General features: G+C 57.8%; 24 protein-coding genes. 11 read left to right on the top strand and 13 right to left on the bottom strand.

Translation table 11 applies throughout. From position 1 onward, the window contains the following. Positions 1 to 32 precede the first annotated feature (32 nt). Positions 33 to 1,244, top strand: coding sequence for a SorA family sulfite dehydrogenase catalytic subunit (gene sorA, locus ACZ5C3_RS04055; RefSeq protein ID WP_464035456.1), 1,212 nt, complete (start codon positions 33 to 35; stop codon positions 1,242 to 1,244). A gap of 14 nt (positions 1,245 to 1,258) precedes the next feature. Next, positions 1,259 to 1,576 carry a SorB family sulfite dehydrogenase c-type cytochrome subunit gene (sorB, locus tag ACZ5C3_RS04050; RefSeq protein ID WP_464035454.1) on the top strand — a complete coding sequence of 106 codons (318 nt, stop codon included), beginning with the start codon at positions 1,259 to 1,261 and terminating at the stop codon, positions 1,574 to 1,576. Positions 1,577 to 1,683: 107 nt separating this feature from the next. On the opposite strand, the gene ACZ5C3_RS04045 is transcribed toward sorB, so the two are convergent. The 4 genes from ACZ5C3_RS04045 to ykgO form a co-directional block, all read right to left on the bottom strand. Continuing rightward, complete coding sequence (locus ACZ5C3_RS04045; protein WP_464035453.1) at positions 1,684 to 2,088, bottom strand: phasin family protein; 405 nt, start codon at positions 2,086 to 2,088, stop codon at positions 1,684 to 1,686. Between the two features lie 181 nt (positions 2,089 to 2,269). Beyond that, positions 2,270 to 2,653, bottom strand: a complete 384-nt coding sequence (locus ACZ5C3_RS04040; RefSeq protein ID WP_464035452.1) for a hypothetical protein — start codon at positions 2,651 to 2,653, stop codon at positions 2,270 to 2,272. A gap of 189 nt (positions 2,654 to 2,842) precedes the next feature. After that, a complete protein-coding gene (locus ACZ5C3_RS04035; RefSeq protein ID WP_464035450.1) occupies positions 2,843 to 3,484 on the bottom strand; it encodes a tetratricopeptide repeat protein in 642 nt (213 codons plus the stop codon). Between the two features lie 107 nt (positions 3,485 to 3,591). Continuing rightward, complete coding sequence (ykgO, locus tag ACZ5C3_RS04030) at positions 3,592 to 3,717, bottom strand: type B 50S ribosomal protein L36 (protein WP_002718645.1); 126 nt, start codon at positions 3,715 to 3,717, stop codon at positions 3,592 to 3,594. 405 nt (positions 3,718 to 4,122) lie between these two features. Between ykgO and ACZ5C3_RS04025 the strand changes: the two genes are divergently transcribed. Next, on the top strand, positions 4,123 to 5,091 hold the full coding sequence (locus ACZ5C3_RS04025; protein WP_464035449.1) for an acyl-CoA desaturase: 969 nt from the start codon (positions 4,123 to 4,125) through the stop codon (positions 5,089 to 5,091). A gap of 15 nt (positions 5,092 to 5,106) precedes the next feature. Here the strand turns inward: ACZ5C3_RS04025 and ACZ5C3_RS04020 are convergent, their stop codons facing one another. The 3 genes from ACZ5C3_RS04020 to ACZ5C3_RS04010 form a co-directional block, all read right to left on the bottom strand. After that, positions 5,107 to 6,039, bottom strand: coding sequence for a tripartite tricarboxylate transporter substrate binding protein (locus tag ACZ5C3_RS04020; protein WP_464038254.1), 933 nt, complete (start codon positions 6,037 to 6,039; stop codon positions 5,107 to 5,109). 133 nt (positions 6,040 to 6,172) lie between these two features. Beyond that, positions 6,173 to 6,613 (bottom strand): MaoC family dehydratase, encoded by a 441-nt coding sequence (locus ACZ5C3_RS04015; protein ID WP_464035447.1) that lies wholly within the window; start codon positions 6,611 to 6,613, stop codon positions 6,173 to 6,175. 26 nt (positions 6,614 to 6,639) lie between these two features. Then, a complete protein-coding gene (locus ACZ5C3_RS04010; RefSeq protein ID WP_464035445.1) occupies positions 6,640 to 7,116 on the bottom strand; it encodes a MaoC family dehydratase in 477 nt (158 codons plus the stop codon). Positions 7,117 to 7,226: 110 nt separating this feature from the next. Here ACZ5C3_RS04010 and ACZ5C3_RS04005 point away from each other — a divergent pair, with 110 nt between their 5' ends. After that, a complete protein-coding gene (locus ACZ5C3_RS04005) occupies positions 7,227 to 8,009 on the top strand; it encodes an IclR family transcriptional regulator domain-containing protein (RefSeq protein ID WP_464035444.1) in 783 nt (260 codons plus the stop codon). Between the two features lie 29 nt (positions 8,010 to 8,038). Here ACZ5C3_RS04005 and ACZ5C3_RS04000 read toward each other — a convergent pair whose 3' ends face one another. Further along, on the bottom strand, positions 8,039 to 8,416 hold the full coding sequence (locus tag ACZ5C3_RS04000; protein WP_464035442.1) for a DUF3175 domain-containing protein: 378 nt from the start codon (positions 8,414 to 8,416) through the stop codon (positions 8,039 to 8,041). A 62-nt stretch (positions 8,417 to 8,478) separates the two neighbouring features. Here ACZ5C3_RS04000 and ACZ5C3_RS03995 point away from each other — a divergent pair, with 62 nt between their 5' ends. Continuing rightward, positions 8,479 to 8,958 carry a YbaK/EbsC family protein gene (locus ACZ5C3_RS03995; protein ID WP_464044540.1) on the top strand — a complete coding sequence of 160 codons (480 nt, stop codon included), beginning with the start codon at positions 8,479 to 8,481 and terminating at the stop codon, positions 8,956 to 8,958. A gap of 25 nt (positions 8,959 to 8,983) precedes the next feature. Here the strand turns inward: ACZ5C3_RS03995 and ACZ5C3_RS03990 are convergent, their stop codons facing one another. From ACZ5C3_RS03990 to ACZ5C3_RS03980, 3 genes are all read right to left on the bottom strand, one after another. Beyond that, positions 8,984 to 9,847: a fumarylacetoacetate hydrolase family protein gene (locus ACZ5C3_RS03990; RefSeq protein WP_464035439.1), complete on the bottom strand. Its 864-nt coding sequence runs from the start codon at positions 9,845 to 9,847 to the stop codon at positions 8,984 to 8,986. A 55-nt stretch (positions 9,848 to 9,902) separates the two neighbouring features. Beyond that, entirely contained in the window at positions 9,903 to 10,901 is a 999-nt protein-coding gene (locus tag ACZ5C3_RS03985) for a tripartite tricarboxylate transporter substrate binding protein (RefSeq protein ID WP_464035437.1), read from the bottom strand. 138 nt (positions 10,902 to 11,039) lie between these two features. After that, positions 11,040 to 12,719 (bottom strand): methyl-accepting chemotaxis protein, encoded by a 1,680-nt coding sequence (locus ACZ5C3_RS03980; protein WP_464044539.1) that lies wholly within the window; start codon positions 12,717 to 12,719, stop codon positions 11,040 to 11,042. A gap of 210 nt (positions 12,720 to 12,929) precedes the next feature. Between ACZ5C3_RS03980 and ACZ5C3_RS03975 the strand changes: the two genes are divergently transcribed. Together ACZ5C3_RS03975 and ACZ5C3_RS03970 are read left to right on the top strand one after the other, a co-directional pair. Then, positions 12,930 to 13,667: a haloacid dehalogenase type II gene (locus tag ACZ5C3_RS03975; RefSeq protein ID WP_464035431.1), complete on the top strand. Its 738-nt coding sequence runs from the start codon at positions 12,930 to 12,932 to the stop codon at positions 13,665 to 13,667. Positions 13,668 to 13,788: 121 nt separating this feature from the next. Then, positions 13,789 to 14,109: a hypothetical protein gene (locus ACZ5C3_RS03970; protein ID WP_464044538.1), complete on the top strand. Its 321-nt coding sequence runs from the start codon at positions 13,789 to 13,791 to the stop codon at positions 14,107 to 14,109. 64 nt (positions 14,110 to 14,173) lie between these two features. On the opposite strand, the gene ACZ5C3_RS03965 is transcribed toward ACZ5C3_RS03970, so the two are convergent. Together ACZ5C3_RS03965 and ACZ5C3_RS03960 are read right to left on the bottom strand one after the other, a co-directional pair. Beyond that, positions 14,174 to 15,751 carry a gamma-glutamyltransferase family protein gene (locus ACZ5C3_RS03965; protein ID WP_464035429.1) on the bottom strand — a complete coding sequence of 526 codons (1,578 nt, stop codon included), beginning with the start codon at positions 15,749 to 15,751 and terminating at the stop codon, positions 14,174 to 14,176. 216 nt (positions 15,752 to 15,967) lie between these two features. Continuing rightward, positions 15,968 to 16,885 carry a LysR family transcriptional regulator gene (locus ACZ5C3_RS03960; RefSeq protein WP_464035427.1) on the bottom strand — a complete coding sequence of 306 codons (918 nt, stop codon included), beginning with the start codon at positions 16,883 to 16,885 and terminating at the stop codon, positions 15,968 to 15,970. Between the two features lie 123 nt (positions 16,886 to 17,008). Here ACZ5C3_RS03960 and ACZ5C3_RS03955 point away from each other — a divergent pair, with 123 nt between their 5' ends. From ACZ5C3_RS03955 to ACZ5C3_RS03940, 4 genes are all read left to right on the top strand, one after another. Continuing rightward, on the top strand, positions 17,009 to 17,758 hold the full coding sequence (locus ACZ5C3_RS03955; RefSeq protein ID WP_464035426.1) for an SDR family NAD(P)-dependent oxidoreductase: 750 nt from the start codon (positions 17,009 to 17,011) through the stop codon (positions 17,756 to 17,758). Between the two features lie 71 nt (positions 17,759 to 17,829). Further along, positions 17,830 to 18,528, top strand: a complete 699-nt coding sequence (locus tag ACZ5C3_RS03950; RefSeq protein ID WP_464035424.1) for a pirin family protein — start codon at positions 17,830 to 17,832, stop codon at positions 18,526 to 18,528. Positions 18,529 to 18,643: 115 nt separating this feature from the next. After that, positions 18,644 to 19,243: an NAD(P)H:quinone oxidoreductase gene (gene wrbA, locus ACZ5C3_RS03945; protein WP_464035422.1), complete on the top strand. Its 600-nt coding sequence runs from the start codon at positions 18,644 to 18,646 to the stop codon at positions 19,241 to 19,243. A 205-nt stretch (positions 19,244 to 19,448) separates the two neighbouring features. Further along, positions 19,449 to 20,273: an alpha/beta fold hydrolase gene (locus ACZ5C3_RS03940; RefSeq protein WP_464035421.1), complete on the top strand. Its 825-nt coding sequence runs from the start codon at positions 19,449 to 19,451 to the stop codon at positions 20,271 to 20,273. The last annotated feature ends 9 nt before the right edge of the window (positions 20,274 to 20,282 follow it).

Genomic DNA, 20,282 nt, shown 5'->3' with positions numbered 1-20,282 from the left:
GGACATGGACTGCTCGTCCTAAGGAGAACGCTATGATCGACAGACGTCGTCTGATCGCCGGATCAGCTGCGACCATCGCAGCACTCGGCTCCGACACAATCTTCAATTCTGTTAAAGCCCTTGCCGAAACCGTCACTTTACCCTTCGAGAACGGCGAACGGCCACTGGTCAAATATCCGCAGAAGCGGATGATGATCGGCCTCACGTCTCGCCCACCGCAGTTAGAGACACCGTTCTCGGTGTTCAATGACAGCGTCATCACGCCGAACGACGCCTTCTTTGTCCGCTATCACCTTGCCGACGTGCCGCTGGACATTGACCCTGATACGTTCACCCTCGAGATCAAGGGCAAGGTCGACAAGCCGCTGAAGCTGTCGCTGGCTGAGATCAAAAAAATGCCATCCGTCGAACTGGTGGCGGTCAATCAATGTTCAGGCAACAGCCGCGGCTTCTTCAATCCACGTGTTGCAGGTGGACAGCTCGGTAACGGCGCCATGGGCAATGCCCGTTGGAAGGGTGTTCCGCTCAAGGCCGTTCTTGACAAAGCCGGGGTGCAGAGCGGCGCAAAGCAGGTTGTGTTTGCAGGGATGGACGGCCCCGTCAGCGACAAGACGCCTGACTTCGCAAAGGCGCTCGACATCGATCACGCCCGCGACGGCGAGGTGATGCTGGCCTATGGGATGAACGGCGAATACTTGCCCGTTTTCAATGGTTTCCCGTTGCGGCTTATCGTGCCCGGCTACTACGGCACCTACTGGGTGAAGCACCTCAATGAAATCACCGTTATCGACAGCGTGTTCGATAATTTCTGGATGAAGAGCGCCTACCGGATTCCGGACAACGAATGCAATTGCGTCGAGCCTGGCACAGCACCGAAAGCGACAATCCCGATCAATCGCTTTACCGTGCGTTCTTTCATCACCAACGTTACCGACGGCGCCAAAGTTAAAGCCGGCAAAACCACGCGTCTCAAAGGCATCGCCTTCGACGGTGGCAAGGGCATCAAGGAAGTGGCTGTCTCGATCGACGGCGGGAAAACCTGGATGCCTACGAAACTTGGCAAGGATCTCGGCAAATATTCGTTCCGGGAGTGGAAGACAGCCGTCAAGCTTCCCGCCGGAGCGCACGAACTAAAGGTCCGCGCCACGAACAATGCCGGACAGACCCAGCCAATGGAACCATTGTGGAATCCAGCGGGCTACCTGCGCAATGTCGTCGAAACCGTGCGCGTCACCGCAGCGTGAAAGGATTGATCATCATGAAGGCATCGATCCTCCCAGCTATGTTCAGCATAGTCGCTCTGACCGCTGGCGGTCTTATCGCTCAAGCCAAGCCAGTAAAATATGAGCTTCCGCCGGAGACTGCCACGCTGAAACCCGGACCTAATCAGGATGTCGCGCTGAACAACTGCACAGCATGCCACTCGGCCGACTACATCCAGACCCAGCCGCGCGGCCCGAAGTTCAAAAAGGATTTCTGGCAAGCCGAAGTCACAAAGATGATCAAGGTCTATGGCGCCCCGATTGACGACGCCGATGCAGCCAAGATCGTCGACTATTTGACCGCGACATACTGATACCGGTCAGCCGCCAACAACGATCTGCGACATCGAAACACCTGATGTCGCAGACCCATGCTCACTCGTATGAGTGTTAATCGGAGCGTCCTGTACGAGGCAATGCTTCACGCCGCGCGATGAATTTCTTCCGCAGACGCGTCCGCATGCTCTTGCACAGCACGTGCTGTTTCTTCCACGACGCCCTGCGAGATCTTCATCATGCGCCGTGCTTCCTCGCCGTACTGAGCAAACGCGTCTTGCCAGAACTTGGCGTAAGCGTGCTGGATATCCGGCAGAGTTTTACAATGGCGCAAGGTGTCGAGAAGTTGCTGATCTTCATGCAAGCGCGCACCGACGAACTCGGTCCATTCCTTACCGATATTCTGCATCGTTGCGGTCATCTTCGCGTTGATCTTCGCTGTCTCCGACAGCATGTTTCCGTTCATCTCGCTCACACGCGCGAAATCAAAAAACGGCAGGGAGACGGCAGGCTTATAGAACGAACTCTCATGGCTTGAAGGGACTGTCATCTTGCGACCTACATTTTGCTAGAGCAGAACAAGGACGTGCAACAACGTTACTCAATCATCACCACATGGCGGTAGTGTGATGTTTGGTGCGACGAAAAAAAAAGAAATCGAGTTTGCTTTGCACAAACGAAAATACAACGCTCGCGCAGCAATAACTCGATCGCATGATATCGCGTGACAATTAGGCAGCGGCTGCTGCGCGCTCCTGCCGCAACACCAGCCAACCGAACAACAGCATATCGGCCAGCACGATGATCGAGCCGATGCCCGCGAACGGTTCACCAGAAGGGCGGCCGGTATGAATCATGCCGACGCCGATGGTGAGGAGAATAGTACCGACGATCCACACACCAACCTGCGCGCGCGCCATCAAGGCTTTGTCCAGCAGCGGGTGCAGCCGGTAATAAATTCCAAACAAAAACAATGAGACCCACCCGAGCAGATTAAGGTGAGCATGGGCGGGCATTGCCGCATGATCATGCGAGATCGCCATGATGATACCCCAAGCCATGCCGACAAGACCGGCCAGAACAGCAACCAAAAAACTCAATGATGATGCCTTCATATGAATTCTCCCAAATACGCTTTTGCATCCGCGAAAGCCGCGGACCTATCAGTCGCATGTTTGGAAATCAATGTGGCGGCGCGGCAGAAGTCAGCAAATCCGTTTCAGATTTGAGGTTATCCGCTCAACATCCTGAAAAACCGGAGCTGAGAGCCGACCCTTGGGCACTGAGGACCCTCAAAGCAGTCTTCAGATATCCCGTCCCTCGACCTTTTCGGTGAGTGTCTTCACCAAGTCGGGAACGCGCTCCATAAACGGATTGATGGCGAGCGCCTTACGAAATGCATCCAGCGCATGTTTGTCGTCGCCGGTTTCCTGCATGATCATACCGAGGCCAGCCAACGCGCCGAAATGACGCGGTTCGCGGATCAGCACCTGACGAATGTCTTCCATCGACTGGGCGTAATCGTTCTGCAGGTAATAGAGGGTGGCACGCCGATTCCATGCTTCCACGTAATCCGGACGAAGCTTGATCACGGCATCGAGGATCTTCAGTGCGACGTCCATCTCCTTGCGATCCATCGCGGTCTTTGCACGCAACATCAAAAGTGCAGCCGTGTCGCTCGGGGTTGCCGTCCACACCGCCCAGATTCTGGCTTCGACGGCCTTCGCGCTATCCTCATCAGGGGCAGCCTTCAGAGCTCCGAACAAAAAATCCAGATTCTTGGTCTTCTCGCCGGACACATTGGGCAGCTTGGAAGGAGCGCCGGGCAAAGTCTTTTGCTTCCCCGGGGGAGCAATGCGCGGATCTTGAGCTGCGGCTGCCCCCAGCGTTCCCGCAAGAACGAACGCGCCCATCGCCAGCGTTGCCGATATCGATCGCAGTGTCATGACTGAAAGTCTAAGCGCGAAAAACACCGCGTGCAAAGTGCAAGCGGTGTCAAAGGCACGTGATGTTCAGAATTTCTGGCCGCACCGCCAAAGGCGGCGCACACCAATCAGCCCTGGCGAGCCTTGAAGCGGCGCTGGACCTTGTTGATAACGTAAACCCGACCCTTACGGCGGACCAGACGGTTGTTGCGGTGACGACCGCGCAGGGACTTCAGTGAATTACGGACCTTCATGGGACAATGCTCTCTGGAAGGCCGCGTTGCAGGCCGTTTGCTGGAACTTTGTTCGAAATGGGCAATATCCCGCAGGCAGAGCCTCGCGAGACAGGCCGGTTTCTAGGCCATCTGGGGCTGGAATGTCAATCCACACCACGGCTTTGACGGCATATCTGGGCTCTGCCCCCTATAGTAGGATTCTCTCCCCATTTTCGACCCGAATCAGAGCCAAATCGCGATTTATGGTCACAAATGGAGCGACCAATCCTTAATGCCTTCATCTCGTGCGGCGCTTCGGATACACAGGCAATAGCTTTCCAGACAGGGACCCAGCCAGGGCCAGTGACCGCCGATATGACGATAGATCATCCGACGGCTTCAAAGGCCGCTGTACTTGGGAAAACTGAACTTAGACAAGCCGATTTGCCCTCTTCCTCGGGCTCACGGCGGCGCCTGCCGCTGCCTGTCGGGGTGATTCTGCAAAAGGTCGACTGGCCGATCGCCTCAGTGATTGTGCTCTATCACCTGCTAGCCCTGCTCGCCTTCGTCCCTTGGTATTTCAGTTGGACCGGCGTGATTGTTGCGATCGTTACTGCGCGGCTGTCAGGCCTGCTCGGAATCAACATCTGCTACCACCGGCTACTGACTCACCGCGGCTTCAAGTGCCCTAAATGGTTCGAGCACGTCCTCGCGGTGATCGCGATCTGCTGCGTCCAGGACACCCCGGCCCGCTGGGTCGCAGTGCATCGCCGCCATCATCAGCATGCCGACGACCAACCTGATCCGCACAGCCCTTTGGTCAATTTCCTATGGGGCCACATCGGGTGGGTGGTCGTGAAGAATCCCGAACTCAACCGGCTCGGTATCTACGATCGCTATGCCAAGGACATCTTGCGCGATCCATTTTACGCAGCCATGGAACGTAACTTCCTGCAGCTCAAGATCATCCTTGCCCAATGGCTCGTTTTTTTCGGGCTAGGCGCCCTCGCCGAACTTCTAATGGGAGGTACGTTTGCGGAAGCCGGTCAATTCGGCTTGAGCCTGTTGGTCTGGGGCGTGTTCGTGCGAACGGTATTCGTCTGGCACCAGACCTGGGCCGTCAATTCCGTGACCCACCTGTGGGGCTACCGAAATTACCAGACCGACGAGGACAGCAGAAACAACGTCTTCATTGGTCTGCTGGCGCACGGTGAGGGTTGGCATAATAACCACCACGCCGATCCACGATCCGCTCGCCATGGCCATAAGTGGTGGGAATTTGACACGACCTTTCTCACCATCCGGCTTTTCGAAATGGTCGGACTAGCTAAAGACGTCGTCGGCCCGAACCCGCACATCGTCGCAAAGGCTGGCGTGACGACGCGTGGCGGAGCCGACACACCTTTGGACTGACGATTTTCGAGCTAATTACTGCGGCGGTACATTGGCGGTCTTCACCACCGCGCCCCATTTCTTGATCTGGGCATCGACGAATTCTACGAAATCGGCGCCGGCGAGCTTACCGGGCTCCACACCTTGCGTAGCGAATTTCTCGCGTGTGGCAGGCGCGGCAAGGATCTCCTTCATCGCAACAACAAGTTTGCCGTAAGCCGCATTGTTGTTCGCCGCTGGCATATAAAGCCCGAACCAGGCTGTGGCCTCGAAACCTTTCACACCTGCTTCATCAAGAGTCGGAACATCCGGCAGCGAAGCGGCACGTGTCAGACTTGTGACCGCGAGCACGCGGATGTTTCCCGCAGCAGCGGCTGGAAGCACTGTCGGCAATGTGTCGAACATCATCGGAATGTGGCCGCCGATCAGATCATTCATCGCCGGCGCCGCACCCTTGTAGGGAATGTGCATGATGTCGACGCCGGCCATCTGCTTAAACAGTTCACCGGAGAGATGATTGGCGCCCCCGATGCCGGCGGAGCCAAATGAGAGCTTGCCCGGTTCTTTCTTCGCCATTGCGATTAGTTCTGCAACGGTCTTGGCCGGAAATCCGCGGGTCACGACCAGCGCGTTCGGCGCGGATGCAACGACTGCAATCGGAGAGAACTCCTTCTGGGTGTCGTAGGGCAGCTTCCGATAGAGGCTTGGATTGATGACGTGGTGGGTCGCCGTCAGCAACAGTACGCTGCCGTCATTCGGCGACTTGGCAACTATCTCCGAGCCAATGACACCTGACGCACCGGGGCGATTTTCGACGATGGTGGTGACACCGAGTTTGTCGCCCAAATACTGGGCGACAAACCGCGCGAGGATGTCGGTGGTACCCCCGGCGGGGAAAGGCACAATGATTTTGATCGAACTTGGCAGGGAATCCAGCGCCCGTACTGGCATAACGCCAGTTGTCATCATCGCAAAACACGATAGCAAAAATACAACAATGGCGTTCTGAGAACGTGCCATCTCAAATTCTCCCTGGAAGTATAAGATACCTTTCCGAGCCGTTCCTTCGGCCTCTCGTCTGAAAACGCCTTACGAATAATGTTCAAACACTACGCGGGAACTCGACCATGGCTTCGCCGGTCGCGACCTTTTCGTCGTTTTGATTCCGTACCAGAACATCAAGCAGAACCCAGCGTGAATTCTTCGTGATTTGTTTCGCTTTGATGATACCAACCGGCTGAATGGTATCGCCCGGCTTCACCGGCTTGACCCAGCGGGTTTCGAGGCGGCGGTGAACGGCTCCTTGCGGATAGGCCCAATCAGTGATCATGCGGGTGATCAATCCAAAGTTGTTCATGCCGTGCATAATGATGCCGCCGAAATTGGTCCGGCCGAAATTACCTTTCATATATTCGTCGTCGAGATGTAGCGGATTGTAATCGAGTGAGCCGTCGCAAAACAAACGGATGGATTCACGCGAGACTGCGAAGGTCGGGCCATCGATACTGTCGCCGGTCGAGAGGCTGTCGAATGTCTGTGTCATGATCAATCTCCTCTTCACATCACGGGTTACATCGGGCGGATGGTCTGGCCACGGCCCGAACAAATGACGTCGCCGTGCTGATTGAAGAAGACATTGTCGTGCACCACGAATAGCCGTTCGCGCTTGATGAACTTGTCGAGTGCTCGTGCCTGCAGGGTGATCGTGTCACCGGGGCGTGCAGGGATGTTGTAGCTCCAGGATTGTCCCGCATTGACCGTGCCGGGGGTCCGCATCCAGTCATCGGCCGGGGTGCACGCGAACATCAACAGGATGTGGATTGACGGAGGCGCGATGAGGCCGCCGTAGAGCGTCGTCTTTGCGTAAGCCTCGTCGAAATACAACGGGTGATCTTCGCCGACCGAGCGGCAATAAAGCTGGATGGCTTCCTTGGTCAGCACATAGGGAATGGTCTCGCGAGGTTCGCCGGGGATGATGTCGTCCCATACCTTCCGCAGGTTGGCGTCCTTCCAAAAGTCAGTTTCGAAAACTTGGGCTTGCGCCATTCCGATCTCCCGCATATTGTTCGTTTAGCGAACTTTTTAATCGCCTTACGAACAATATGGACAGATCATTTCAGCGCTGACAAGGGCGCATCGTGGAAGGTTGGAATTTCATGGCCAAGGAAAGCGATGGCTTCGTCCGCGCAATCGCCAGAGGTTTTTCGATTGTTGAGGCACTGGGGAAGCCACCAGGACGGCACACGCTGTCCGAAGCTGCAGCCGCTGCCGGTCTCACGCGTGCCACCGCACGACGCATTCTCGCGACACTTGTTGCGTTGAAATATTGCGAGGCCGAGGGCCGATATTTCAGCCTTCGTCCGCGCGCGCTCGGACTGGGACTGGCCTATCTCAATGCGTTGCCCTACTGGGGCTATGCGCAACGCGCACTGGAAGATCTGCGCAACGAGATCAATGAATCCTGCGCGCTTGCGGTGCTGGATGAAGGCGAGATCGTGTACGTGCTGCGCCTGCCGGCACGACGCATTCTTTCGTCCAACCTCGGGATTGGAAGCCGCCTGCCCGCGCATTTGGTCTCGCTGGGCCGCGTTCTTCTCGCAGCTTTACCGCCGGAGCAGCGCTCCCACTATCTGAATACAACCGAATTCAAAGCGGTGACCCCCCGCACGATTACGGATCCGCTGGCTCTTGGCCTCGAGCTCGATCGCATCAATACGCAGGGCTATGCATGGATCGATGGCGAACTTGATCCCGCCATCTGCGGCATCAGTGTGCCGGTGCGCGACCATAGCAACAACGTTGTCGCGGCTGTCAGCATCAATACGATCTCAGGCACCATGACCGAGGACGAAGCCAAGCAGCGGTACCTGGTCGCCTTGAAGCGGACCGCGCAGGATATCCGCACGCAAACAGCCGCAAGCGGATCATACAGACCCTAGAGCTGGTAACCACTTCGCTCGACAACGCTCTAGCTCGCTTTGCCGAAAGCCTTGCGCAGTTCGCCTTTAGCGGCCTCGAGCTTGCGCTTGCGGGTCGCCGGCAAATTCTTTCCGGCGCGGTTGATGTAGAACACTAGCATCGACATCGCCGAACGATACGGATCGCTCTTGCGGCGATGGCTTTGTTCGGCTGATCGTTTCAGCGACCGGGCGATGGCCTTCGGGCTGTCGAGGTTGAATACATTTTTCTTGAGATCCAGCGCATCACTCGTCGCGGTGACGTGGCCCGACCATTTGCGAACGGGGCGCTTTGCGCTCTTGCGTGCGGACGATGTCTTCCGCCCCTTCCGTGGAGCTGACCTGCGCGTCGTCGTACGGGTTGCCGATTTGCGAGCGGTTCGTGCCATGCTAGGTCTCCTGCGCCTTCTCACCCGCGGTTCGCGCGGGATTCTTCCTGACAGGACAAAGCATGAGCATCGAATCGGTTCGCGCGTTCTTTGCAGAAACCGCACCCGACATTTCCGTGATTGAATCGGACAAGAGTTCCGCCACCGTCATTCTGGCGGCGGAGGCCTTCGACGTCACGCCCGCGGAGATCGCAAAGACATTGTCGCTGCGCGTCGGCGACCGCGTGCTCCTGGTGGTCACGTGCGGGACCGCGCGGCTCGATAATAAGAAGGCGCGTACCGTATTCGGCGGCAAGCCGCGCATGCTGAGCGCCGAAGAGGCACTCGATGCAACGGGACATCCGGTGGGCGGGATATGTCCGTTCGGACTGAAAACGCCGCTGCCGGTCTATTGCGATATTTCACTGAAACAGTTTGCGGAAGTTGTGCCTGCGGCCGGCTCGCTCAACAGCGCGGTGCGCATTTCACCACAGCGTATGGCCGAACTGACGCACGCGGAATGGGTCGACGTCAGCGAGATCGCCGCTCCGGCGCAGTCCTAATTCACCAGGACTGCGCCGGAAATTCTTAGACGAACTTGTTCTCGATCCGGCCAATCTTCGAGATTTCCATCGCGACGACGTCACCGGACTTCAGGAATTTCGGCGGATTGAAGCCGATTCCAACACCGGCCGGCGTGCCGGTCGCAATGATGTCACCCGGCACCAGGGCCATACCTGCGGAAATCGTCGACACCAGTGTCGGAATGTCGAAGATCAGGTCGCGCGTGTTGGCGTTCTGCCGCAGCTCACCATTGACCCAGCATTTGACATCAAGATTTTCCGGATCGAGCTCGTCGCTCGTGGTGATCCACGGTCCCATCGGACAGAACGTGTCGAGCGTCTTGCCGAGGAACCATTGCTTGTGATTCTTCTGCCGGTCGCGGGCTGTCACGTCGTTGACGATCGTGTAGCCGAAGATATGGCTATAGGCATCCGACTTTGAAATGTCGCGGCCGCCCTTGCCAATCACCACCGCCAGCTCGACTTCGTAATCCACGCTTGAGGTCATCTTCGCATGAAGATCCACGTTGTCGTGAGGACCAACAACGGTGTTGGGTCCCTTCGAGAACACGGCGGGATATTCGTCGATCTCCGCGCCCTTTACGGCACCGGCTTCGAAGCCGCTATTCGAGAACTCACGCGCATGTTCGCCGTAGTTCTTGCCGACACAGATGATATTGCGGGCTGGTGTTGCAATCGGGGCCAGCAGCTTCACGTCAGACAGCGCGATATCAGCACCATCCGACTTCAGCGATGATTTGATCTGATCGTAGCGTGCGATCAAATCGACCATGCCGGTGACGCCGTTGAGCGGCCGCACGCGGCTGGTGGAGGCGTCAACCACGCCGATATGAGTCGCGCCTTGATGAGAGAACGAAGCAAACTTCATTTTGGATTCCACTCAGTGCTAATAGGGAACAAACGACTTGCATTGACGTCGAGCATCACTCGACCTTACCGATTTTTTTGACGGCCGCGATCAGGCGCGCGCTGTCGCTTTCAACGAACTTGGCGAATTCCGGCGCATCCATATAAGCAACCGGACTTCCAGCTGTCTCGAACGTCTTCTTCACTTCCGGCGCCAGCACGGCTTCACGCATGCCATCCCGCAGCTTGGTCATGATCGGCTCAGGCAAAGCCTTTTGCGCGAACAGGCCGGCCCAGATGTAGAATTCCACGTCCTTGTAACCAAGCTCCTGGAAGGTCGGTGTATCCGGGAAGCTTGCTACGCGCTGCGCGCCCCAACATGCCAATACCCGCATCTTTCCGTCATCAACCTGCGCTCGGAGTGTACCGGGTGCCGATGCGACTGCCTGCACGGTACCAGTGAGCAGCCCTGTCAATGCAGGTCCTGCGCCGCGGAAAGGCACGTGCAGCAGCTTGATGCCTGCGCTGGCGGCAAACATTTCCATCGCAATGTGAAGCGTGCCGTACGGTCCCGATGAACCGTAAGGAATCTCACCAGGCCGCTTTTTCGCGTCTGCCACGAAATCCTCCACCGTCTTCCAGGGAGCGGAAGCAGGAACGGCGAGCATGGTCGGATCAGCAAGCACACGCGCAACCGGCGCGAATTGCGAAACTTCATAGGCGACCGGACGATCAAACAGCCGATCCGCTTCCGGCAAGACAGCCAGCGAGGACAGCGTCATCAACAGCGTATAGCCATCCGGCTCCGCACGTGCGGCGGCTGCGTTACCGACGGATCCACCAGCACCGCCCGCCCGGTTATCAACGATCACAGGTTTTCCGACGATCTTTTCCAGCGCAGCTGCAACGGGACGCGCGGCTAAGTCCGCCTGGCCGCCCGCCGGAAAAGGCACAATCATGGTGATGGTGCGCGCTGGCCAGACCGCCTGTGCTTGCGCACTTCCAGACAATGCGGGCCACGCCAATTGCGACAGCGGCAGCGCCGCCCCGGCCTTGAGAATCTCGCGCCGATTCATTCCTAACCTCCCAGGCTTTATTTTTTATGCGGTGTGACTAGCACACTCTGGGAGGCGCACAAACGCTGATCGGGCTATTCCGTAAGCCCATACCTTAGCGGGCCATGCAGTCCATCGAAGGTTTTAGCGATGGTCCGCTTATGCCGCGCGAATATTGGCGAGGAAACGATCGACATCCGCGCGCAGAGTCGCAGCCTGACCGTTCAGCTGCTCGGCGGACACAAGCACCTGCCCCGCCGCAGCGCCGGTCTCGGTGGCCGCGCTATTCACGCCGATAATATTGCTCGACACCATGCTGGTGCCTTGCGCGGCCTCCTGGACATTGCGGGCGATCTCCCGGGTTGCCGAGCCCTGCTGCTCGACAGCCGATGCGATTGCCGTGGCGATTTCGTTGATCGTCCCGATCGTTCCGCCGATGCCCTCAATGGCCTGAACGGCCTCAGTGGTGGCGCCCTGCATGGCTGCAACCTGCGCGGAAATCTCTTCCGTTGCCTTCGCGGTCTGGCTGGCGAGCGACTTCACTTCGCTCGCAACCACGGCGAAGCCCTTTCCGGCATCGCCCGCGCGGGCGGCCTCGATGGTCGCGTTCAACGCGAGAAGATTGGTCTGCCCGGCGATGTCGCTGATCAATTTGACCACATCACCGATCTTTTGCGCCGCCGCTGACAGGCCCTGTACGGTCACATTGGTTCGATTGGCTTGGCCCACTGCCTGGCCGGCAATGCGGGTTGATTCAGCGACCTGACGCCCGATTTCGGAAACTGACGAAGACAGTTCTTCGGTGGCCGCGGCGACGGCTTGCACATTGGCTGAGGCTTGTTCTGCAACGGCGGCCACGCTCGTAGCTTGATGGCTCGCCTCCTCAGCGGTGGCCGTCATGCTGGCGGATGTCGAGCGCATACCGGTAGCCGCTCCCGCCACCGCGTCGAGCGAACTGCGGATGCCCATCTCGAAGTCGTCGGCCATCTTGCCGAGGAAAGCTTTTCTCTCCGTTTCGGCATGGCTCTTCACATTGTCCTGTTCGCCACGCAGCCGCGTCGCTTCGATCATATTGTCCTTGAAGACCTGGACCGACTGAGCCATCGCCCCTACTTCGTCCCGGCGCTCCTGAGCCGGAATTACGGTCGCCGTCTCGCCATCGGCGAGTTTGCGCATCGCAGCAGTCATGGCGGTAATGGGCCGCACAATGCTGCGGCCGAGCAGCAGACACATGCCGACAACCAGCAGAAGCGTGACCGCAACGATCGCACCGATCTGCATAACCTGAGACCAGAAGATCGCATCAATATCGTCGAGATAGATGCCGCCACCAACGGTCCATCCATAGGGCTTGAACTCGACGGCATAGGAAATCTTCGGCATGGGCTGATCCGAACCCGGCTTTAAGAAGCGATAGGCCACGAAGCCACCGCCCTTGGCCGCCAGCTCGATCTGCGTCCGGGTGTAAAATACACCATCCGAGTCCGGTACGGCGTAGAGGTTCTTGCCTTCGACCTTCGGATTAGGATGCGACTGGAGAACGCCTTCCTTGCTGAAGGAGTAGAAATAATCGTCCTTGCCGAAACGAAAGCCGCGCAACAGCGCCTTGCCCTTTTCAACGGCCTGCTGTTCCGAGAGCCCGGCCTTGCGGGATGTCTCGTAGTCGTTTTCCAGCGCCTGACGGGCGAGAAGCACAAGGTCCTGAAGCTTCGCTTTGCGATCCTCCAGCAAATTCTCCTTGAGCTCCGAGAGGCCGACGCCCGCGACAACAACGATACCGAGGACTGACAGGCCGACCATGATCAGGAGCTTGGAGGAAATTCGCAAGTTACCGAACATGGAGGACCTTCCTGGAGAAAAGAACGAAAAGAATAAGCGGTTTCTATGCAGTCCAGTGTGTTAGCTGAAATTGGTGAAATAGCTCCTAACGACGTACAATTCCCCTATCGACCGGGCCAGATCGACGGCCTTCCATGAGTTTTCATCGGTTGCTTGTCCAACGTCCCCGACTAGTATCCGCCCGCGCAATTTTCCCGGATGGATGACCGAATGACGATCAAGGCAGTTGTATTTGATGCTTACGGCACGCTCTATGATGTGCAATCGGTGGCCTCAGTCACTGATGAGGCGTTTCCCGGCTATGGTGAGCTCATCAGCCAGATATGGCGACTGAAGCAGCTCGAATATACCTGGATGCGTTCGCTGATGGGACGTTACGAAGATTTCTCCGTCATTACCCGTCAGTCGCTGGTCTTCACGCTCCGCACCATCGGCCTCTCTTTCAATGATGCCGTCTTCGATCGCATCATGGACAAATACGTCCACCTCGATCTCTATCCCGACGCCAAAGATGCGCTCGCTGCGTTGAAGGGCCGCAAGCTCGCGATCCTGTCAAACGGCAGCACAGACATGCTGAATGCACTGGTCCATAACACCGGCCTCGACAAAATTCTTGACTCAACGATCAGCATCGACTCGACGAAGACCTACAAACCAAATCCGCAAACTTACATGCTGATCGAAACGAACCTCGGCGTGAAGCCGCATGAGGTGCTGTTCGTATCCTCCAATCCGTTCGATGCATGCGGCGCCAAGGCGTTCGGACTCAACGTCGCCTGGATTGAACGCGTGACGCCACAAGCGATGGCGAGTGAGTTCAAGAAGGCAAATCTTGTTCGACCATTGTCGATGTTCAAGGCATTGCGGATGCAAATGGACGAATACGGCTGGGAACCCGATTATCGCATCGCCACGTTGGCGGACCTGCCAGGAATTGCCGGGAGCTAACGGACTAGAAGCATCGCAGCAACGCTTCAAAAAAAGTTGTAGCTCAGAGTCCTGCCTTGCCCGGTCTGCCTTTCATTTGGCATGATTGATGCTTCGCATACACCTTGAAGGAGGTGATGTGATGCGTTCAATCATTTTCTTAGCGTTGGCGATGGGTTTGTTGACCCGCGTCAGTTTTGCTCATGATGCGCAAGGGCGACCGAACTGGATCGCCGAAGGGGCGTACAGAGGTTCCGACGGAGTCCATTGCTGCGGCCCTAGCGATTGCGAGCAATTGAGTTCCGAGGAAGTTCAGGTACGGCCCGATGGAATCTGGCTTACCCGCTTTAAGGAGCTAGTTCCCTTCGACCAGGCGACACCCAGCGAAGATGGCAAAACATGGCGATGCCACAACTATGCTGGAGAAAGGCGGTGCTTCTTCATGAAGTACGGCAGCATATAAACGCGGCTAAAGCATCTTGCACATCCAGCCGAAGCTGGATGCGCGAGAGGCCGAGAGCAAAACGTCAAAGGCCGAGCGCGACGCCGTCCTTGCGGTGGTCGCTTGCGCCCAAGAGTGCTCCACGTTCGTGATCGATCCAGATCGCCTGACAACCACCAAGAGCGGAATCCGACCAGCTCACGTTATGGCCACGCGCGGCAAGTTCCTCGCCGATATTCTTTCCAAAGATCGTCTCCAGAGACAGAACGCCATCGAAGTCGAAGGACCGGGGCGCCTCGGACGCGGCCTGAATATCCATGCCGAGATCGAACACGTTGGACAAGAAATTACCGTGACCTGTTGCCTGATAGTGACCGCCCATCACGCCGAACGGCATCTGGCAGCGTCCATCCTTCATCACCATGCCGGGAATGATGGTGTGCATTGGCCGCTTGTTGGGAGCGAGCGCATTTGGATGTCCCGGCTTCAACCTGAAACCATAACCGCGATTGTGCAGCAGCACGCCGGACTTCGGCGCATAAATGCCGCTGCCGAAGGGATTGAACAGCGAGTTGATGAACGAGACTGCATTCAGATCCCGATCCACCACGGTCACGTACACAGTATCGGTGTGTTCGATGTCGTCCCAGTCGGCTTCGCTGCTCGCACGCTTCATATCGATCTTGCTGCGGATCCTGCCGATGTAGTCATCTGAGAGGAAGTGCGCGGCATCGACCTTGCCATGAGCAGGATCGCAGAAGAACGCATCGCGCGCACGATAGGCAGCCTTGGTCGCCTCGGACAGCAGATGAACGCGGTCCACCTCCGCCAACGATTTGATGTCATATCCAGCGAGCACGCGCAGAATCATCAGCGCAGCAAGTCCCTGCCCGTTCGGCGGGCATTCAAGAACATCGTAGCCGTGATACTTCGTCGAAATCGGCGTCACATCTTCCGAGACATGCGCCGCGAAATCTTCAACAGCATGCACACCGCCCAGCCCTTGCAGCACAGCGGCCAGTTCTTCGGCCACCTCGCCTTCATAGAAGGCCGAACGGCCCTCGCGGGCGATGCGGCGCAACGTTTTGCCGAGAGCGGGCTGACTGCGCTTATCGCCGATGGCTGGAGCCACGCCGCCCGGCAGGAAATGCTCTTTCGCGCTGGGATTGCTTTCAAGCCGCGCTTTGAACTTCGTCCAATCAGCGGCGACGCGCGGCGTAACGCGAAAACCATTCTCTGCCGCATCGATCGCGGGCTTGAGAATTTCTTCGAGCGACTTGCTACCATGAGCGGCGGCGAGCTTACACCAAGCGTCGATCGCGCCCGGAATCGTGACGCCCTCGGTCGCCGTCGGCGCGAGATCCTTCGCCCCCTTCGCCATCGCTGTCGCGAGATCAGTCTTCGCCGGCGTCCGGCCAGATCCATTCAGCGCCACCGGCGTGCCCGCCTTGGGCGAATAAAGTACGAAGCAATCGCCGCCGACGCCGGTCATCTGCGGCTCCACCACGCCCTGCAACGCAACAGCGGCGATGGCCGCATCCATCGCATTGCCACCCGCTTTAAGAATATCAAGGGCGGCAAGCGTTGCCTGCGGATGAGAGGTTGCGGCCATGCCGCGTTCGCCCACCGCTACCGAGCGGGATGGTGTCGTAAAATTGCGCATGAGATGGAACCTTCAGAATTGAGGGGGCAACCTAGCTTTAGGAGCTAGTGCTGGCTAGTGTGGTGGTTCAGAAGTTCGCTTCGTTTCCCAGCGAGTCCTTCAAGCGAACTTCTGAACCTAAAACCACACTAGAATCATAGATTGCTAGTGTCCCTTCGAATCCGAAGTTCGCTATGAAATGCGCTGCACGATGAGGCGAACTTCGGATTCGGGACACTAGCGGCGCTTACGCATAGAACCACCTGATAAATGCTTCGTCAGAAAGTCCGCGAGTACCTCCACGCGCGCAGGACGGGGACCACCGGGCGGCATGACCAGATGCACCGAACCTTCCAGTTGCCGCCAGTCTTTCAGGATCGCTTCGACCTTACCGGACGCCAGCGCCTCACCGATGATAAAGTCCGGCAGATCGGCAATGCCCAATCCCGCAATGAGCGAGTCAAGCAACGCTTCGCCATTGTTGACACGCAACTGCCCTGACGGACGCACCGAGGCTTCGTCGCCCGCAGCGTTGGTGTAGTGCCAGGCGCTGGCGGTCGAAAGATAGGCATATGCAAAACATTTGTGCTGCGCGAGGTGCATGGGGTGCGTCGGCCGTCCGTATGTCTTCAGGTACGACGGCGCGGCGACGGTGTGGCGCGGCATGGGGGCCAGCCTGCGCGCCACAAGTGATGAGTCCGGCAAACTGCCGATACGCACCCCGAGATCAAAGCCATCTCCGATTAGATCGACGGTTGCGTCGCTGAGGTGCAGATCAATCGACACCTCAGGATAAGTCGCAAGAAACTCCGGCAGAAGCGGCGCGATCACCTTCACACCGTAGGTCATCGGAACCGCGAGCTTGACCAGCCCGCGTGGCACCACCGACTGCGCGAGCGCTTCGTTCTCTGCGGCTTCTCCATCCGCAAGTAGCTGCGCGGCCCGCTCCGACAATCTGTGTCCTGCATCCGTCAGCGCCAGTTGCCGCGAAGTCCGGTTGAACAGCCGCGCACCAAGACGCTCCTCCAGGCGAGTGACCGCTTTGGACACTGTTGCCTTGGACAACGCCAGCTCGGTCGCCGCTCCCGCAAACGACCGCATTTCCACGACCTTCGCGAAGATCGCCAGTCCCTCGAAGTCTGGTAGCCGTGACATGTCCACTCCTGTTGAGCTCATTTTTGGAAACAATGAGTTTCAATAGTTTCTATTTATGCACCACCCCGAAGAACATATCCATACCGCTATCGAACAACAGCAACGAGCTCACGGAGAAATTCCATGACCAAGACACTCAAAGGGAAAGTTGCTCTCGTCACCGGCGGTTCTCGCGGCATCGGTGCGGCAAGCGCCAAAGCCCTGGCTGATGAAGGCGCCGACGTCGCCATCAGCTACACGTCATCCCCGGACAAGGCTGAAGCCGTTGTCCGCGACTTGCGGGCCAAGGGCGTCAAGGCAAAAGCCTTCAAGGCTGATCAAGCGGAGCCGACAGAAGTCGAACAACTGATCAGGGACGTTGCCGCACAATTCGGCGGCCTCGATATTCTCATCAACAATGCGGGTGTGGCTGTCGGTGGCGCAGTCGATGATCCCAAGAGCGATGTCGCAGCCTTCAATCGTCAGTATGCAATCAACGTCAACGGCGTGGTGACGGCGATCCGCGCGGCTTCGAAAATTATGGGCGAAGGTGGCCGCATCGTTACCATCGGTTCTTTCCTTGCAGACCGCGCCTCGTTTCCGGGACTGGCCGATTACACCGCCAGCAAAGCGGCGATCGTCGGCTATTCGAAAGGCGCAGCGCGAGATCTCGGCCCCCGCGGCATCACGGTGAACGTCCTGCAGCCGGGCTCGATCAACACCGACATGAATCCAGCCGATGGCGAGCAAGCTGACGGGCAACGCGCGCTGCATGCTCTGCAACGTTACGGTACGCCGGAAGAGATCGCCGCAGGCGTGGTCTTCCTTGCAAGCCCCGGTGCGTCCTTCGTCACCGGCACCGTTCTCAACGTCGACGGTGGCGTGCTTGCCTGACGTCAAACTCAATCAAGCCACGCGAGACTCGCGTGGCTTGCTCTCCCTCCCCAGCGAAGAAAGACAATCCAATGATTGAACTTCGTCCTTTCAATAAGCTTGGCGGCGCTGACCATGGTTGGCTGAAGGCCAAGCATCACTTCTCGTTCGGCAGCCACTACGATCCCAACAACATGGGCCACGGCGCGCTGCGCGTCTGGAACGACGACGAGATCGAGCCCAACACCGGCTTTCCCGCCCATCCGCATGCCAACATGGAAATCATCACCTATGTCCGCGAGGGCGCGATCACACATCAGGATAGCCTCGGCAACAAGGGACGCACCGAAGCCGGCGACGTTCAGGTGATGAGCGCGGGCTCGGGCATCCGACACGCCGAATACAACCTCGAACCGGTGAAGACGACGCTGTTTCAGATCTGGATCGAGCCGACCAAAGACGGCGGCCAGCCGACATGGGGCGCGAAACCATTTCCGAAGGCCAATCGCTCCGGCAAACTCGTGACGGTTGCCAGCGGCTTTGACTCTGACACGGACGCGCTTCCGATCCGCGCTGATGCACGTGTGCTCGCCACGACACTGAAGGCCGGCGAGCGCGCGGAGTATGCCCTTGCGAACGGCCGCAAGGGATATCTCGTGCCTGCAGCAGGCACCGTCGAGGTCAATGGTGTTCGCGCCAATGCCCGCGACGGCCTCGCAATCGCGAACGAAACAAACCTGACGATCACGGCACTGGAAGATTCCGAAATCGTGATGGTCGACTCCGCGTGATCCTCAATTTTCTGTCGTCAGCTGTACGCAACGTGCAGCCGTGACGGCGGATGAATCTCAAGCACCTTTCTCTCGCATCACAACCGAACTCCCCAATCCGCAAATGGAGACTACAATGACCAAGGTTCTCGTTCTTTATTATTCGGCTTACGGCCACATCGAAGCAATGGCGAATGCCGTCGCTGAAGGGGCACGCGAAGCCGGCGCGACCGTCGACATCAAGCGCGTGCCTGAACTCGTTCCGGCCGAGGTCGCGAAGGCATCGTATTACAAAGTGGATCAGGCAGCGCCGATCGCAAAAATCGAGGATCTTGCAAATTACGATGCAATCATCGTCGGCACCGGTACCCGCTTTGGCCGCATCACCTCGCAGATGGCGAACTTCCTCGATCAGGCCGGCGGCCTGTGGGCCAAGGGCGCACTGCACGGCAAGGTCGGTGGCGCATTTTCATCGAGTGCCACACAGCACGGTGGCCAGGAAACCACACTGTTCTCGATCATTACCAACCTTCTGCACTTCGGCATGGTGGTTGTCGGCCTGAACTACGGCTTCGCCGGCCAGATGGGCGTCAAGGAAGTGACCGGCGGTTCGCCTTATGGCGCGACGACGATCACGGACGGTGACGGCAGCCGTCAGCCCAGCGAGAATGAACTCAACGCCGCGCGCTACCAGGGCAAGACCATTGCCGAAACAGCGAAGAAGCTTCACGGCTGATTAAGCGAAACGACTTGAGCGAAACGGCAGCATTGGCAGCAATGCTGCCGTTTCTTTTTGAATTTTCAAAAACAGGACGAGTGTCGGTCTCGTGAGAGTAGTAGTTTTCCCCCGACCTGCGGCTAATAGTGGTCGCGCAAATGCCACGAGCATCCGCTACATTCCAACCCGCCGGGTTTGCCGAGTGAGTAAAGGGGACATTGAGATGCCAAGCATTACAGTCAAAGACGGTACCGAAATTTATTACAAAGATTGGGGCTCCGGACAGCCGATCGTTTTCAGTCATGGCTGGCCGCTTTCGGCTGATGACTGGGACACCCAGATGCTGTTTTTCCTCAACAAGGGCTTCCGCGTGATCGCTCATGATCGGCGTGGCCACGGCCGGTCCACCCAGACCGGAGACGGTCATGACATGGATCACTATGCCGACGATCTCGCAGCACTGACCACCCACCTTGATCTTAAGAACGCAGTGCACGTCGGCCACTCGACCGGTGGCGGAGAGGTCGCGCATTATATTGGACGTCACGGCGAAAGCCGGGTCGCCAAGGCTGTACTCATCAGCGCCGTACCGCCGATCATGGTTCAGACACCCAACAATCCCGGCGGCTTGCCGAAGAGCGTCTTTGACGACCTGCAGGCACAGCTCGCCGCGAACCGCTCACAGTTTTACCGCGATCTGCCGGCCGGGCCGTTCTACGGCTTCAATCGTCCCAGCGCGAAGCCTTCGGAAGCCATCATCCAAAACTGGTGGCGGCAAGGAATGATGGGCGGCGCCAAGGCGCACTACGACGGCATCGTCGCCTTCTCGCAAACCGACTTCACCGAGGATCTCAAGAAGATCACGGTTCCGGTTCTGGTGATGCATGGAGATGACGATCAGATCGTGCCTTATGCAGACTCCGGTCCGCTGAGCGCCAAGCTGGTGAAGAACGGCACCTTGAAAACCTACAAAGGTTTTCCGCATGGCATGCCGACAACCGAGGCTGAAACGATCAACGCCGACCTGCTCGCGTTCATCAAAAGCTGAAGCAGATAA

Source organism: Afipia dichlorophenoxyacetatis (assembly GCF_055386385.1).
Note: the sequence above shows the minus strand (reverse complement) of the source record. Positions and strands in the feature narration are given on the sequence as shown.